This is a genomic window from Actinospica durhamensis (assembly GCF_018139695.1).
Classification (GTDB): domain Bacteria; phylum Actinomycetota; class Actinomycetes; order Streptomycetales; family Catenulisporaceae; genus Actinospica; species Actinospica durhamensis.
Map to the genome: position 1 here is coordinate 38,340 of NZ_JAGSOG010000028.1, position 13,454 is coordinate 51,793.

General features: G+C 70.7%; 11 protein-coding genes and 1 tRNA gene. 6 read left to right on the forward strand and 6 right to left on the reverse strand.

All coding sequences use genetic code 11. From position 1 onward, the window contains the following. Window positions 1-52: 52 nt before the first annotated feature. Window positions 53-4,033, reverse strand: coding sequence for an ATP-dependent RNA helicase HrpA (hrpA, locus tag KDL01_RS08825; RefSeq protein ID WP_212527885.1), 3,981 nt, complete (start codon window positions 4,031-4,033; stop codon window positions 53-55). 243 nt (window positions 4,034-4,276) lie between these two features. Here hrpA and KDL01_RS08830 point away from each other — a divergent pair, with 243 nt between their 5' ends. The 6 genes from KDL01_RS08830 to KDL01_RS08855 are packed head-to-tail and all read left to right on the forward strand — an operon-like array spanning window position 4,277 to window position 9,713. Further along, entirely contained in the window at window positions 4,277-5,245 is a 969-nt protein-coding gene (locus tag KDL01_RS08830) for a metal ABC transporter solute-binding protein, Zn/Mn family (protein WP_212527886.1), read from the forward strand. Between the two features lie 27 nt (window positions 5,246-5,272). Further along, window positions 5,273-6,193, forward strand: a complete 921-nt coding sequence (locus tag KDL01_RS08835; protein ID WP_212527887.1) for a metal ABC transporter ATP-binding protein — start codon at window positions 5,273-5,275, stop codon at window positions 6,191-6,193. Between the two features lie 8 nt (window positions 6,194-6,201). After that, window positions 6,202-7,113 (forward strand): metal ABC transporter permease, encoded by a 912-nt coding sequence (locus KDL01_RS08840; RefSeq protein ID WP_212527888.1) that lies wholly within the window; start codon window positions 6,202-6,204, stop codon window positions 7,111-7,113. Continuing rightward, window positions 7,114-7,998 (forward strand): metal ABC transporter permease, encoded by an 885-nt coding sequence (locus tag KDL01_RS08845; RefSeq protein WP_212527889.1) that lies wholly within the window; start codon window positions 7,114-7,116, stop codon window positions 7,996-7,998. Further along, complete coding sequence (locus KDL01_RS08850; protein WP_212527890.1) at window positions 7,995-9,125, forward strand: methyltransferase; 1,131 nt, start codon at window positions 7,995-7,997, stop codon at window positions 9,123-9,125. Before KDL01_RS08845 ends, KDL01_RS08850 begins: the two co-directional genes overlap by 4 nt. Window positions 9,126-9,140: 15 nt before the next feature. Beyond that, window positions 9,141-9,713 carry a methylated-DNA--[protein]-cysteine S-methyltransferase gene (locus KDL01_RS08855; RefSeq protein ID WP_212527891.1) on the forward strand — a complete coding sequence of 191 codons (573 nt, stop codon included), beginning with the start codon at window positions 9,141-9,143 and terminating at the stop codon, window positions 9,711-9,713. Here KDL01_RS08855 and KDL01_RS08860 read toward each other — a convergent pair. The 5 genes from KDL01_RS08860 to KDL01_RS08880 form a co-directional block, all read right to left on the reverse strand. After that, window positions 9,710-10,351, reverse strand: a complete 642-nt coding sequence (locus tag KDL01_RS08860; RefSeq protein ID WP_212527892.1) for an FMN-binding negative transcriptional regulator — start codon at window positions 10,349-10,351, stop codon at window positions 9,710-9,712. The two genes, KDL01_RS08855 and KDL01_RS08860, sit on opposite strands and share 4 nt — an antisense overlap. Window positions 10,352-10,353: 2 nt before the next feature. Next, the gene (locus KDL01_RS08865) at window positions 10,354-11,664 is read right to left on the reverse strand and encodes an MFS transporter (RefSeq protein ID WP_212527893.1); all 1,311 of its coding nucleotides are present in this window, start codon (window positions 11,662-11,664) and stop codon (window positions 10,354-10,356) included. Continuing rightward, on the reverse strand, window positions 11,661-12,230 hold the full coding sequence (locus KDL01_RS08870) for an ArsR/SmtB family transcription factor (protein WP_212527894.1): 570 nt from the start codon (window positions 12,228-12,230) through the stop codon (window positions 11,661-11,663). Before KDL01_RS08870 ends, KDL01_RS08865 begins: the two co-directional genes overlap by 4 nt. Window positions 12,231-12,275: 45 nt before the next feature. Further along, entirely contained in the window at window positions 12,276-13,091 is an 816-nt protein-coding gene (locus KDL01_RS08875) for a hypothetical protein (protein ID WP_212527895.1), read from the reverse strand. A 193-nt stretch (window positions 13,092-13,284) separates the two neighbouring features. Then, window positions 13,285-13,355, reverse strand: a tRNA-Gly gene (locus KDL01_RS08880). Between the last annotated feature and the right edge of the window lie 99 nt (window positions 13,356-13,454).

Consider the following 13,454-nt stretch of genomic DNA (forward strand, 5'->3'; position numbering starts at 1 on the left):
GCAGGCCGCCGTGCCGGCGCAAGCCATGCTCGGGTGCACGCCGTTGCCGCGTTCACGCCAGCAGCTTGCGGATCCGCTTCTCCGAGACCGTGCTCGCCGTGCCGATCTGCTGTGCGAACAGGCTGACCCGGTACTCCTCGATCAGCCAGCGCGCCTGACGCAGCTGCGGGCTCGGCCGCCGACCCTTGGGCACCCGGGCGAGTGCGTCCTCGTACTCCCGCTCGAGCTGCGCGACCTTGGCCATGTTCGCCTGGTCCCGATACGGGTCGTCCGCCATCTTCTCCAGCCGGTACGCGATCGCGCGCAGGTACCGCGGCAGCTGCCGCAACTGCTCGTAGCCGGTGGCGCAGATGAAGCCCTTCGGCAGCAGGCGCGCCAACTGGGTCTTGACATCCGTGAGCGAGGGCAGCAGCCCCAGCGTCACGGTGCCCTTGAGCCGGCGCTCGAGTTCGTGCGCCGCGACGAGCGTGTCGGAGACGATCAGCAGCGCGTTCTCGGCCGTCTCGGCCAGATCCGCGCGCACCTTCTCCCGCAGTGCGGCGAAGCCCGCCTCGTCCCACACCGGTCCCCCGGCGCGCTCCATCAGGTAGTCGGCCGCGGCGGCGACACAGTCCTCGAACAACAGCGGGACCGGGCCGTACGGGTTCGTACCCAGGGCCAGCTTCTGCTTGTTGTCCAGGGCCGCGAGCATCGCCTTGACCGGAGAGGGAATCGTGAGCAGCAGCAGTCTGCGCACGCCGAAGTGCATCGCCTCGGCCTGCTCCTCGGGGGTGTCGAGCAGCTTCAGGCCGACCGTCTGCCCCTCGTCGACCAGCGCCGGGTACGCCTTCATCGCGACGCCGCGCTGGTGCTGCTCGTAGACCTGCGGCACGGTGGCGAAGTCCCAGCCGCGCGCGCCGGTGCGTTCGAGGTCCTCGGCCGCCGAGGACAGCTCCTCGCGCAGCTTCGGCTTGAGCTGTTCCTTGAGCGCGGCCAGGTCCTTGCCCTCGGCCAGCTTGCGGCCGCGGTCGTCCACGATCCGGAAGGTCATGGTCAGGTGCTCGGGCAGCCGGTCCAGATCCCAGTCCTGGCGCTCGAGATCGCGCGCACCCATGCGGCGCATCTCGCGCTCGAGACCGTCGAGCAGCGAGCCGTTGCGCCCGTCGACGCCGTGCGGGAGCTTCTCGAGCAGCGCCTTGGCGTAGTTGGGCGCCGGGACGAAGCTGCGGCGGATCGGCTTGGGCAGTGAGCGGATCAGCTCGGTGACGAGCTCCTCGCGCAGGCCGGGGATCTGCCAGTCGAAGCCCTCCGGCTCGACCTGGTTGAGCACGGCCAGCGGGATGTGCACGGTCACGCCGTCGGCGTCGGCGCCGGGCTCGAACTGGTAGGTCAGCTTGAACCGCAGCTTGCCCTGCCGCCAGGTGTTCGGGTACTGCTCCTCGGTGACCGCCGCGGCGCCCTCGTTGACGAGCATGGAGCGCTCGAAGGAGAGCAGGTCCGGCTGCTCGGCCCGGGCCGCCTTCCACCAGGTGTCGAAGTGCTTGGCCGAGACGCAGTCGGCACCCACGCGCTGGTCGTAGAAGTCGAACAGCGTCTCGTCGTCCACGACGATGCCGCGGCGCCGGGCCCGGTTCTCGAGCTCCTCGACCTCCTTGAGCAGCTTGCGGTTGTCGTGGAAGAACTGGTGGCGGGTGTTCCACTCGCCGTAGACGAGCGCGTGCCGGATGAACAGCTCCCGGCTCAGCTCCTGGTCGATCCGGCCGTAGTTGACGCGGCGTTGGGCGACGATGGGGATGCCGTAGAGCGTGACCTTCTCGTAGGCCAGCACGGATTCCTCGGCCTTGGACCAGTGCGGCTCGCTGTAGCTGCGCTTGACGAGGTGCCCGGCGAGCTCCTCGATCCACTCCGGCTCGACCCGGGCGGCCACGCGTCCCCACAGCCGTGAGGTCTCCACCAGCTCGGCCGCCATGACCCAGCGCGGGGACTTCTTGAACAGCGAGGAGCCGGGGAAGATCGCGAACCGGGCGTTGCGGGCGCCGATGAACTCGCGCTTCTCCGGGTCGTACATGCCGATGTGCGAGAGCAGCCCGGCCAGCAGGGCCCTGTGCACCACCTGCGGGTGGGCCTCGGCCGAGTTGGGCACGACGTCGAGGTCGCGCACGGACTGGCGCAGCTGGGCGTGCAGGTCCTGCCACTCGCGGATGCGCAGGTAGTGCAGGTACTCGCTCTTGCACAGCCGGCGGAACTGGTTCGAGGACAGTTCCCGCTGCTTGTCCCTGATGTAGTCCCAGAGCTTGAGGTAGGTCAGGAAGTCCGACTGGGCTTCCTTGTCCACGAACCGCGCGTGCGACTGCGAGGCCTGCGCCTGCTTGTCCACCGGACGCTCGCGCGGGTCCTGGATGGAGAGCGCGGAGGCGATGACCAGCACCTCGTTGAGACAGCCGGCGCGGTCCGCCTCGATCACCATGCGGGCCAGCCGCGGGTCCACCGGGATGCGGGCGAGCCTGCGTCCCACCGGCGTCAGCCGCGGCTGGTGGTCCGCCGTCACCTCGTCGATGGCGCCGAGCTCGTGCAGCAGGTCGAGGCCGTCCTTGACGTTGCGCCGGTCCGGCGGCTCGACGAACGGGAAGCCGGCGATGTCGCCGAGCCCGATGTTGGTCATCTGCAGGATGACCGAGGCCAGGTTCGTGCGCAGGATCTCCGGCTCGGTGAACTCGGGCCGGGAGAGGAACTCGGCCTCGGAGTACAGCCGCACGCAGATGCCGTCCGAGGTGCGTCCGCAGCGGCCCTTGCGCTGGTTCGCCGAGGCCTGCGACACCGGCTCGATCGGCAGCCGCTGGACCTTGAGCCGGTGGCTGTAGCGCGAGATGCGCGCGGTGCCCGGGTCGATGACGTACTTGATGCCGGGGACGGTCAGCGAGGTCTCCGCCACGTTCGTGGACAGCACCACCCGGCGCTCGCTGTGCGGCTGGAAGACGCGGTGCTGCTCGGCGCTGGAGAGCCGCGCGTAGAGCGGGATCACCTCGGTGCGGCGCAGCTGCATCTTGCCGAGCGCGTCGGCGGTGTCGCGGATCTCGCGCTCCCCGCTCAGGAAGACCAGGATGTCGCCCTCGCCCGCGCCCTCGGCCTGCAGCTCCACCACCGCGTCGCAGATGGCCTGGATCTGGTCCCGGTCCGGGTCGCCGTCGGGATCGTCGAGATCGACGATCGGCCGGTAGCGCACCTCCACCGGGTAGGTGCGTCCGGAGACCTCGACGATGGGGGCGGGGGTGCCGTCCGCGGTGGCGAAATGCTCGGCGAAGCGCTCCGGATCGATGGTGGCCGAGGTGATGACGACCTTGAGGTCGGGCCGGCGGGGGAGCAGCTGCTTGAGATAGCCGAGGATGAAGTCGATGTTGAGGCTGCGCTCGTGCGCCTCGTCGATGATCAGAGTGTCGTACTGCAGCAGGTCCCGGTCGTGCTGGAGCTCGGCCAGCAGGATGCCGTCGGTCATCAGCTTGACCAGGGTGTCGGCGCCGCCCTTGTCGGTGAAGCGGACCTTGTAGCCGACGACCTGCCCGAGCTCGGTGTGCAGCTCCTGCGCGATGCGCTCGGCGACGGTGCGGGCGGCGAGCCGGCGCGGCTGGGTGTGGCCGATCACGCCGCGCACCCCGCGCCCGAGCTCCAGGCAGATCTTCGGGATCTGGGTGGTCTTGCCGGAGCCGGTCTCCCCCGCGATGATCACCACCTGGTTGTCCCTGATCGCGGCCAGGATCTCCTCGCGCTTGGCGCTGACCGGCAGGTTCTCCGGATAGCTGAGCTCCGGCAGGGCGGCCTGGCGGGAGGCGAGCCCGGCTATGGCGGTGTCGATCTGGGCGGAGATCTCGGCCGCGATGGCGGCGGCCGCCTCCGGTTTGCGCACCTTGCGGGCGCCCTCGATCCGCCGCCGCAGCCGGGCCGCGTCCCGTGGCGGGAGTTCGGCGAGGCGGGGGCGCAGAGCGGCGAGGGCGGCGGCCGCGGGTCCCGCGGAGGCCGGATGAGAAGAGCCTGCGGCAGGCCGGCGTTGTGCGCACATGACGTCACCAGCATAGAGACTCCGCACACGGGCGCGCCTCACGTTATTCGCGCGGCCCTCGCGCAGCGGTCAGGACCGCGGTCGCGGGGCCCCGACCCGGGTCGGCCTGCCCGTTCGGGCAGGCTCGGGCCGCCCATCCGGCCCCCCACGGATGATCCATTGCATATGAAAACCATTATCGCTAAGCTCGAGAGGATAGCTCGGGCTAAAATGATGTTCATTACCACCGGATGGGGGATCGCCATGACCGCACGCCGCGCCTGCGGGCCGCGTCGGGGGCCCGGTCCCCTGCGCGTACTCGCGGCGCTTGTGCTGGTCGCCGCGGGCCTGGCGACCTCGGCATGCGCGACCACCGCGCCGGGCTCCGCGGGCGCGGCCGACTCCGGCGGCAGGATCAGCGTGGTCGCGGCGGAGAACTTCTGGGGCTCGATCGCCGCGCAGCTCGGCGGGGACCGGGTCACCGAGACCTCGCTCATCTCCAACCCGCAGACCGATCCGCACTCCTACGAGCCCACCGCGGCCGACGCGCTGCGCATCGCGGGCGCGCGCCTGTTCATCCAGAACGGCATCGGCTACGACAGCTCCTGGGCGCCGAGCCTGGTCGCGGCCAACCCCAGCTCTGCGCGTACCGTGCTGACCGTCGGGGACGTGCTGGGCCTGTCCGACGGAGACAATCCGCACCAGTGGTACTCCCGCGCCAGCGTGTACGCGGTCATCGACGCGATCACCACGGCTTACCAGCGCATCGACCCGGCCGGCGCGTCGTACTTCGCCGAGCGCCGGACCTGGTTCGAGAACACCGCGCTGGCTGACTACAACCGGCTCGAGACCGAGATCAAGGCGCAGTACGCCGGAACGCCGATCGGCGCCTCCGAGTCCATCGTCTCGCCGCTCGCCGACAGCCTCGGGCTCGACCTGCGCACGCCGTACTCCTTCCTGAAGGACATCAGCGAGGGCTCCGACCCGACCGCGGCCGACAAGAGCCTGATCGACCAGCAGATCACCGACCGCGAGATCAAGGTCTACGTGTACAACTCGCAGAACTCCACGCCCGACATCCAGGCGCAGATCGCCCTGGCCCGGCAGCAGGGCATCCCGGTCACCACGGTCACCGAGACCCTCTCCCCCGCCGGCGACACCTTCCAACAGTGGATGGTCACGCAGTTGCAGAGCCTCGAGGCCGCATTGGCCGAGGCGACCGGGCACCAGTAAGTCGCGCCGCGAGGAGGGACGAAGAGGATGAAGAACACCGATACGCGAGCCGCCGGGATCCCGCCGCTGCCGGACGCCGTGCTCGAACTGCGGGACGCGGCCGTGGCGGTGGGCGGGCGCCGGCTGTGGGGCGGGGTGAACCTGACCGTGCGGCCGGGCGAGTTCGTCGCGGTCCTCGGCCCCAACGGCGTCGGCAAGTCCACCATGATCAAGGTTCTGCTGGGCACGCTGCCGGCCGCGGCCGGGCAGGTGCGCGTGCTCGGCGCGCGTCCGGGCGGCGCGGGCGACCAGATCGGCTACCTGCCCCAGCGGCGCAACTTCGACGGCTCGCTGCGCATCCGCGGCGTGGACATCGTGCGCCTCGGCCTCGACGGCGACCGGTGGGGCGTGCCGCTGCCCTTCGCCTCGCGCTTGAGCCCCCGGCACCGGGCCGCCGAGACCCGGGTGCGCGAGGTGGTCGAACTGGTCGGCGCCTCGTCGTACGCGGACCGGCCGATAGGCGAGTGCTCCGGCGGCGAGCAGCAGCGGCTGCTGATCGCGCAGGCACTGGTACGCCGGCCCCGGCTGCTGCTGCTCGACGAGCCCCTCGACTCCCTCGACCTGCCCAACCAGGCCGGCGTGGCCGCGCTGATCCACCGCATCTGCCGGCACGAGGACGTGGCCGTGGTGATGGTGGCGCACGACGTGAACCCGATCCTGAGCTACCTGGACCGGGTCGTGTACATCGTCGCCGGCGGCGCTGCCTCGGGCCCGGCCGAAGAGGTCATCACCAGCGAGACGCTGACCCGGCTCTACGGCACGCCGGTGGAGGTGCTCAAGGCCGCGGACGGACGGCTGGTCGTGGTCGGCGGGCCGGAGGCGCCCGCGCTGCACAGCGACCGGCACCACTCCGACCACGGCCACGCGCACGCCGCCGCGGCCGCGTCCCCGCGCGGCTTCGGGTCCTAGGCACCTCGATGAATCCTCAGTTCAGCTGGAACCTGGTCACCGACGTGCAGTGGCTCTGGTCGGTGCCTTCGGTGCTCAACGCCTACCGCGCCGGCGTGGTCGTCGCGGTGCTGGCCGGGGTTGTGGGCTGGTTCATGGTGCTGCGGCGCCAGACCTTCGCCGGCCACTCGATCGCGGTCACCGGGTTCCCGGGCGCGGCGGCGGCCGTCTACACGGGCCTGAGCGCGACGCTCGGCTACTTCGGGTTCTGCATCGGTGCCGCACTCGTGATCGCCTACTACACCAGGGGAAGCGGATCCGGTGACACGGCGGGCGAACGGGCGCACTCCTCCGCGCTGATCGCGGTCGTGCAGGCCTTCGCACTCGCCCTCGGCGCGCTCTTCCTGCAGCTCTACGGCGGATTCCTGAACAGCACCTCCGACTTCCTGTTCGGCAACTTCCTCGGCATCACCTCGGCCGACGTGGTGGTGCTCGTCGCGGTCGCCGCGGTGGTGCTCGTGGTGATGGCGGTGATCGGCCGGCGGCTGCTGTTCGTCTCCATCGATCCCGCCGTCGCCGCGGCTCGCGGGGTGCCGGTGCGCGCCGTGAACGCGCTGTTCCTGGTGCTGCTCGGGGCCACCGTGGCCGAGGTCTCCCAGTTCACCGGCGCGCTGCTGGTCTTCGCACTGCTGGTGATGCCGGCCGCGACCGCGCAGGTGTTCACCGCGCGGCCCGCGCTGGGTCTGGCCATCGGCGTCGTCATCGGCGTGCTGTCCACCTGGATCGGCCTGGCCTGGGCGTTCTTCGGCAACCAGGGCACCGGCTTCACCATCACCACGCTCGCGTTCGGCTGCTACGTGCTGGCCCTGGCGATCCGGGCGGTCCGGACCCGGCTGCGTACGCCCGCGGCCGCGTCCGGCGCGCTGGAGGGGGTCTCCTAGATGTTCCAGGACTCTTATATGCTCACCGCGCTCGTGGCGGGCACCGGGATCGCGCTGGCCTGCGGGCTGGTCGGCTACTTCCTGGTGCTGCGAGCGCAGGTGTTCACCGGCGACGCGCTCTCGCACGTGGCCTTCACCGGCGCGCTCGCCGCCCTGGCCTTCGGCATCGACCTGCGGGTCGGGCTGTTCGCCGGCTGCGTCCTGGTGGCCGTGCTCTTCGGCGCCCTGGGACGCCGGGGGCGCGCGGACGACGTCGTGATCGGCAACGTGTTCGCGTGGATCCTGGGCCTCGGCGTGTTCTTCATGACGCTGTACACGACGAACCAGTCCGGTTCGGGCGACGGCGGCAACCAGACCGTGCAGGTGCTGTTCGGCTCGATCCTCGGCCTGTCCAGCAGCATGGCGGTGACGGCGTTGGCCATCGGGCTCGCGGTCAGCCTGGTGCTGCTGCTGATCGCGCGCCCGCTGCTGTTCGCCACCCTGGACGAGTCGGTGGCGGCGGCGCGCGGCGTGCCGGTGCGGCTGCTCGGCTACGGCTTCCTGGTGCTCATCGGCGTGACGGCGGGCGAGGCGACCCAGGCCGTGGGATCGATGCTGCTGCTGGGACTGCTCGCCGCCCCCGCCGGCACCGCCCTGCTGCTGACGGATCGGCCGTACCTCGGCCTGGCCCTGTCAGCCGGGCTGGCCGTGGCCGACATCTGGATCGGCCTGCTGCTGACACATCTGGTGCCGCGCGCGCCCACGAGCTTCTGGATCATGACCGTCGCGGCTGTGACGTACGCGGCCGCGGTCGCGTACTCCCGCAGCGCGCGAGCCAAACGACGCGCGCCCGACAAGCCGGCCGATCCCGCCGAGTCCGCCACATCCAAGGAGGCCGCGGCATGACGCCCGGGCCCGACGCCGCCGACGACTACGTCCTGCGGCATCTCGCCGACGAGGCGGTGGACCTCACCGGAACGACCGTGGTGTTCGGCGATCGGACCGGCGAGCTCGTGCAAGGGCTGATCGCGCTTGATCCGCGGTGCCGGCCCGTCCTGATCACCGACTCGTACCTGGCCGGCCGCACCCCCGGCGCACAGGCCGCCACGCAGGTCCTGACCACGCAGGACGAGCCGCCCGAGCGGATCGACGTGCTCGTGGTGCGCGTCCCGAAAAGCCTGGCCCTGCTGGAGGATCAGCTCTACCGGCTCGCGCCGAGGCTGCATCAGGGCTCGATCGTGGTCGGCACGGGCAAGTCCACCGAGATCCACACCTCGACCCTCACGCTGTTCGAGAAGGCGATCGGGCCGACGCGCACCTCACTCGCGGTGCGCAAGGCGCGGCTGATCTTCGCCACGCCGGAGCCGTCCGCGACCGCGACCGCACCGTCGAATCCCTGGCCACTGCGTTATGCACTGCCTGTGGATAAAGTTCTCGGCCCTGTAGCCGGGCGGACCGTGGTCAACCACGCGGGCGTCTTCTGCGCCGACCACCTCGACATCGGCACCCGCTTCATGCTGGAGAACCTGCCCACCCGGCGTGGCACCGACCGCGTCGTGGACCTCGGCTGCGGCAACGGCGTGCTCGGCCTCGCGGCGGCCCTGGCGAATCCCGCAGCCCGCCTGACCTTCCTCGACGAGTCCTTCCCCGCGCTCGCCTCGGCCCGCGCGAGCTTCGCCGAGAACGTCCCGGTCGCGCAGTTCGAACAGGCCGAGTTCCTGGCCGGGGACGCCACCGAGCCACTGCGGCCGGCGAGCGTCGACCTGGTCCTGAACAACCCGCCCTTCCACTCCCACCGCGCCACCTCGGACGAGACGGCCTGGCGGATGTTCACCGGCGCGCGGCGGGTGCTGCGGCCGGGCGGTGAGCTGTGGGTCGTGGCCAACCGGCACCTCGGCTACCATGGAAAGCTCCGCCGCGTATTCGGGAACTGCGACACCGTGGCGGGCAACGCCAAGTTCGTGATCCTGCGTGCCACCGCCGCACCTGCCGCGCCCGCACGCGCCACCGGCGGCGCCGTCCCAGGGGAGTGAAGGACACTGAGCTCGATGCCACCGTCGGCACCGGTCGTGCGGTTCAGCGTGGACACGCCGCTGCCGTCGGGCCGGATCCGGGTCGCGGCGAGCGAGAACGGGGTGCTGTGGGCGGCCTTCCACGAGGATGACACGGTCCTGCTTCCGGAAGGCCTCGACCTGGCGGACATATCCGCGGACCGGCGCGCGGCGATGGTGGCCGAGCGCTACGCGGACTACTTCGCCGGCCGCCGCCGCGGGCTCGAGCTGCCGATCGACTGGAGCCTGACCAGCGGCCTGCAGCGCAGAGTGCTGCAATGCCTCTACGGCACCGTCGGCTACGGCGAGACCGTCACCTACGGCGAACTGGCCGAACGCTGCGGTGCCTTCGACGCCGAGGCGGCCCGCGGCCCGGCCGCACGTATCGTCGGCACCCTCATGGGCACCACCCCGATCGCGATCCTGATCCCGGCCCACCGCGTCGTCGCCGCGGACGGGCTCGGCGGTTTCGGCGCGGGACCCGACGCGCTGCCCACCAAGCGCTGGCTGCTCACTCTCGAGGGCAGCCTCGCGCCGACCCTCGACTGGGACGGCCCGGACCCGGCCTAGCCTTCCCGGCTCTCCCGGTTCTTCTGCGCCGCGCGCACCGCGTTCGCGTGCTCCTCGAAGCCGTCGTGCGAAAGGCCGGCGACCACCCCGTCCACATCCGCGGCGGAACGGTTCTGGCTGTACTTTGCCTTCGCCTCGATCCGCTTGATCAGCACCTCCACGCCGACGATCGCCCGCAGCTGACCGGCGATGAAGTCCTCCGGCGCGTCGGACACGGCCCACGGCCGCTCCCGCCCGGCCTCGTACTTCTCGGTCAGCCGCCGCACCAGCGACCCCACCCACTCCGGATCGTCGTGCACGACGAAGGTTCCGTGCACGTGGACGGTGAGGTGGTTCCAGGTGGGCACGACCCGTCCGTGCTCGGCCTTCGAGGCGTAGTAGGACGGCGTGATGTAGCCCTGCTCCCCGTGCGCGATCACCAGCGCGTCGCCGATCGCCGGGCGCTTCCACTGCTCGTTGTTCCTGGCCACGTGGCCGAGCAGCGCGCCGTGTTCGCCGCGCGTCGGATCGAACAGCAGCGGCAGGAAGGTGGAATCCATCCCGTCGGCGGTGATCGTGACGAGGTCTGCGGCGCCGAGATTCGTCAGCAGCTCGGCGACGGCGTCCTGCTCGAGCGCGAAGTGCGCAGGTACATACATGATCACATCGTACTTTGGGTGGCCAGCTCGGCGACAGGCTCGGCGACGATCTCGGGTGCGGGCTCGGAGGCGGCCTCGGGTGCGGGCTCGGGGACGGGCTCGACCGCCGGGTCCGGCGCCGCAGCCGGCCTGATCAGCAGCATCGCGGCGCACACCGCCATCGTCACGGTGATCGCGAGCAACAGGACGCGGTAGTCGACCACTGCGATCAGCCACGTCCCGGCCGCGATCGACAGCGACTGCGGGGCGAGCACCGCCATCGTCCAGGCCGAGTTCACCCGCCCCTGCAACGCGGACGGGGTGTGCACCTGCGCCGCCGTGCTCAGCCCCACGACCAGCCAGACCAGGCCGAACCCGTCGCCGATCGATCCGCACAGGCACAGCGCGGTCGAGTCGGTCATGTAGAACAAGGACGCGATCCCGAAGGCCCCGAGGGCCAGCCCGACCACCCGCGCCACGCCGAGTCGGCGCAGCAGCAACGAGGCGACCAGCCCACCGCCCGCCGCCGCGGCGCCCTGGACGGTGTTGAGCACGCTCAGGAACGCGGGCGAGCGATGCAAGCCCTGATCGACCACTGCGAAGATCACCGTCTCGGTCAGCCCGATGACCGCGAACGCACAGCCGGTCACCAGCGTGACCTGGAACAGCAGCGGCACCGAGCGGATGTGCCGGAAGCCCGCCGTCACCTCGGCACGGAAGGAGCTGCCGCGGCCGCCGTGATCGGCATGGTCCGCCCGCCGCTTGCCCTCATCCAGCCTGATCGTCACCAGTGCCACGATCGCCGCCACGAACGTGGCGCTGTCCAGGATCGCGACCACGCCGCCGCCCACCGCCACGAACAAACCCGTGCCGACCAGCGGCGCCGCGACGCGCAGGGCCTGGGTGACGCTCTGCAGCATGGCGTTGCCCGCGGCGGCCTGTTCGTCACCCAGCAGGGATTTGCGCAGTCCCGCGCCCGCGCTGCTCAGGATGCCGGAGGCGAGCCCGTACCCGAACGCGACCGCGTAGATGATCCACAGCTGGTCGCGCCCGTGCACGGCCAGCAGCGCGAGCACCACGACTCCGGCGACCGCGTTCGTCGCGATGAGCAGCGGCCGACGCCGCACTCGATCCGCCAACTGCCCGACGAGCGGGCCGAGGAAGGCCGGAAGCCCCAGCGCCAGGAAGACGGCGCCGGCCGCGGAGTCGCTGTTCGTCAGCTCCTTGGCCCAGATCCCGAGCATCAGGTAGAGCGCCGCGTCACCGAAGCTCGAAAGCGCCTGCCCCGCAAGCAGTCTGCGGAAGCGCGGATCCGCGAGCGGTCCGCTGCTCATATCGCGCCTTCACCCGAAGGCGGCACCGCCACCGTGGTCGCGCTGAACAGCCGCACGTGCTGCGCGCCCTCCGGCCGCAGCGAGGCGTCGGCGTCGCGCGCGGCGTACCGGTACGCGATCTCCGTCAGCTGCGTCTTGATCTCGCGCATCTCCTCGGCGGTCAGCCACATCGAGGATCCGAGGACGCAGCTCGCCTCGCGCCACTCCGGAGTCAGGCGACTGCGCTGCCGCGCACGCTGCCGGATCCGCCCGAACTCGTGCTCCAGGAACGCCTCCACCGCGGCCTCGGCGGCGAGTTCCCCGTCCAGGTCCAGGTCATCGCCGCCGATCCGCTGCTCCTGCCCGGTCAGCTGCCACGGCTTCTCCCGCCCCGAGCGGTCGGGAGATGCCTCGACGTAGCCGTACTTGGCCAGAATGCCCAGGTGGTACGCGCAGCTGGCCACGCTCTCCCCGGTCAGTTCCGCGCACCGCGTGGCCGTCGCGCTCCCCTCCCGCTCCAACACGTCCATCAGCGTCCACCGGAGCGGGTGTGCCAGCGCGCGCAGTGCCTGAGGGTCAGTACTCATGGCGCCAGCGTACGCGCTCAAGACTCCTTAATCAAGAAGTCTTGATTAAGGAGTCTTGTCCAGAAGAAACAGCAGGTCATCGCTCCAGGAGTCGAGAACCTCGCCATGCCCCTGCGCCCGCGCAGAGCGCTCGATCGCCGCGAAGAACAAGCGCTGCGTGCCCGGATCCGCGTCCGCCAGAATCCGTTCCATCCCGTCGAACAGCACCGGCGCCGCCCAGCACTCCCCGTCCAACGGCCGCTGCGCGAGCTCCCACTCCAGGTACTTGTTGTAAGGCCGGATGCGACGCTGCAGCGCGAAGGCCAAGGTCAGCAGCCAGGGAACGGTGTCCGCGGCATCGAGCCGAGCCGCCGCCAGCCGCCCGTCCCGATGGTTCTTCAGCGACCGGTACACGGAATTCGTATACGCATCCAAGTGATCGACGACCCGCCGACGGGCGTCCGCCTCGCTCAGCACCGCCTTGCGCACAACGAGCTCGCCGATCAACCCGCCGGCCCGGTCAAGCACCACCTGCGCTCCCACGAACGCATAGCCGTCCCACGAAGCCGGATGCGTCGGCATCGCATAGTCGTGGAACTCGGCAAGCCGAAGAACGTTGAGATCCAGCTGAGCCGAGCGAAAGCCGGAGAGCCCCAGGAGTGAGGCGGCGTCGGAGTCGGTGCCGGATGCGTCGTCGTCCTCGACCACGACGTAGACGTCGTAGTCCGACCGCACGGTAGCCATCCCCGCCCGAGCCGCCGACCCCGTGAGCACCACCCCCACCACGCGCGCGTCGTCGCCGGCGGCGCGCAGGAAGGCATCGAAGACACCGCGGGCCGACAGGCCGGCGGGAAAGGACTGCATGAAGTGATCGAGCGTCATGTGATCTTCCAAGGGTGAACCGCACGCAGGCAGAACGCCGCGCGCTGTCGGATGTCTGAACCCTCGCCGCGCGGCATCCCACCGCGCGATGGATCACTTCGTCACGCCGCCAGCGTAGACCGCCGGGCCACTGATATGACACAACGTCGAAGGCCCGGCCGGGAGATCATCTCCGGGCCGGGCCTTCGTACCGAGCGGGTGACGGGAATCGAACCCGCGCTGTCAGCTTGGGAAGCTGATGTTCTACCATTGAACTACACCCGCACGACCACCGTCCGTCACCGGTGAACCGGTGGCGACTGCGTGTTGCGCCCGCTCAGGTTAGCAGATTCGGGCGGCGGGATGGGAGCAGGTTGGGGGGCG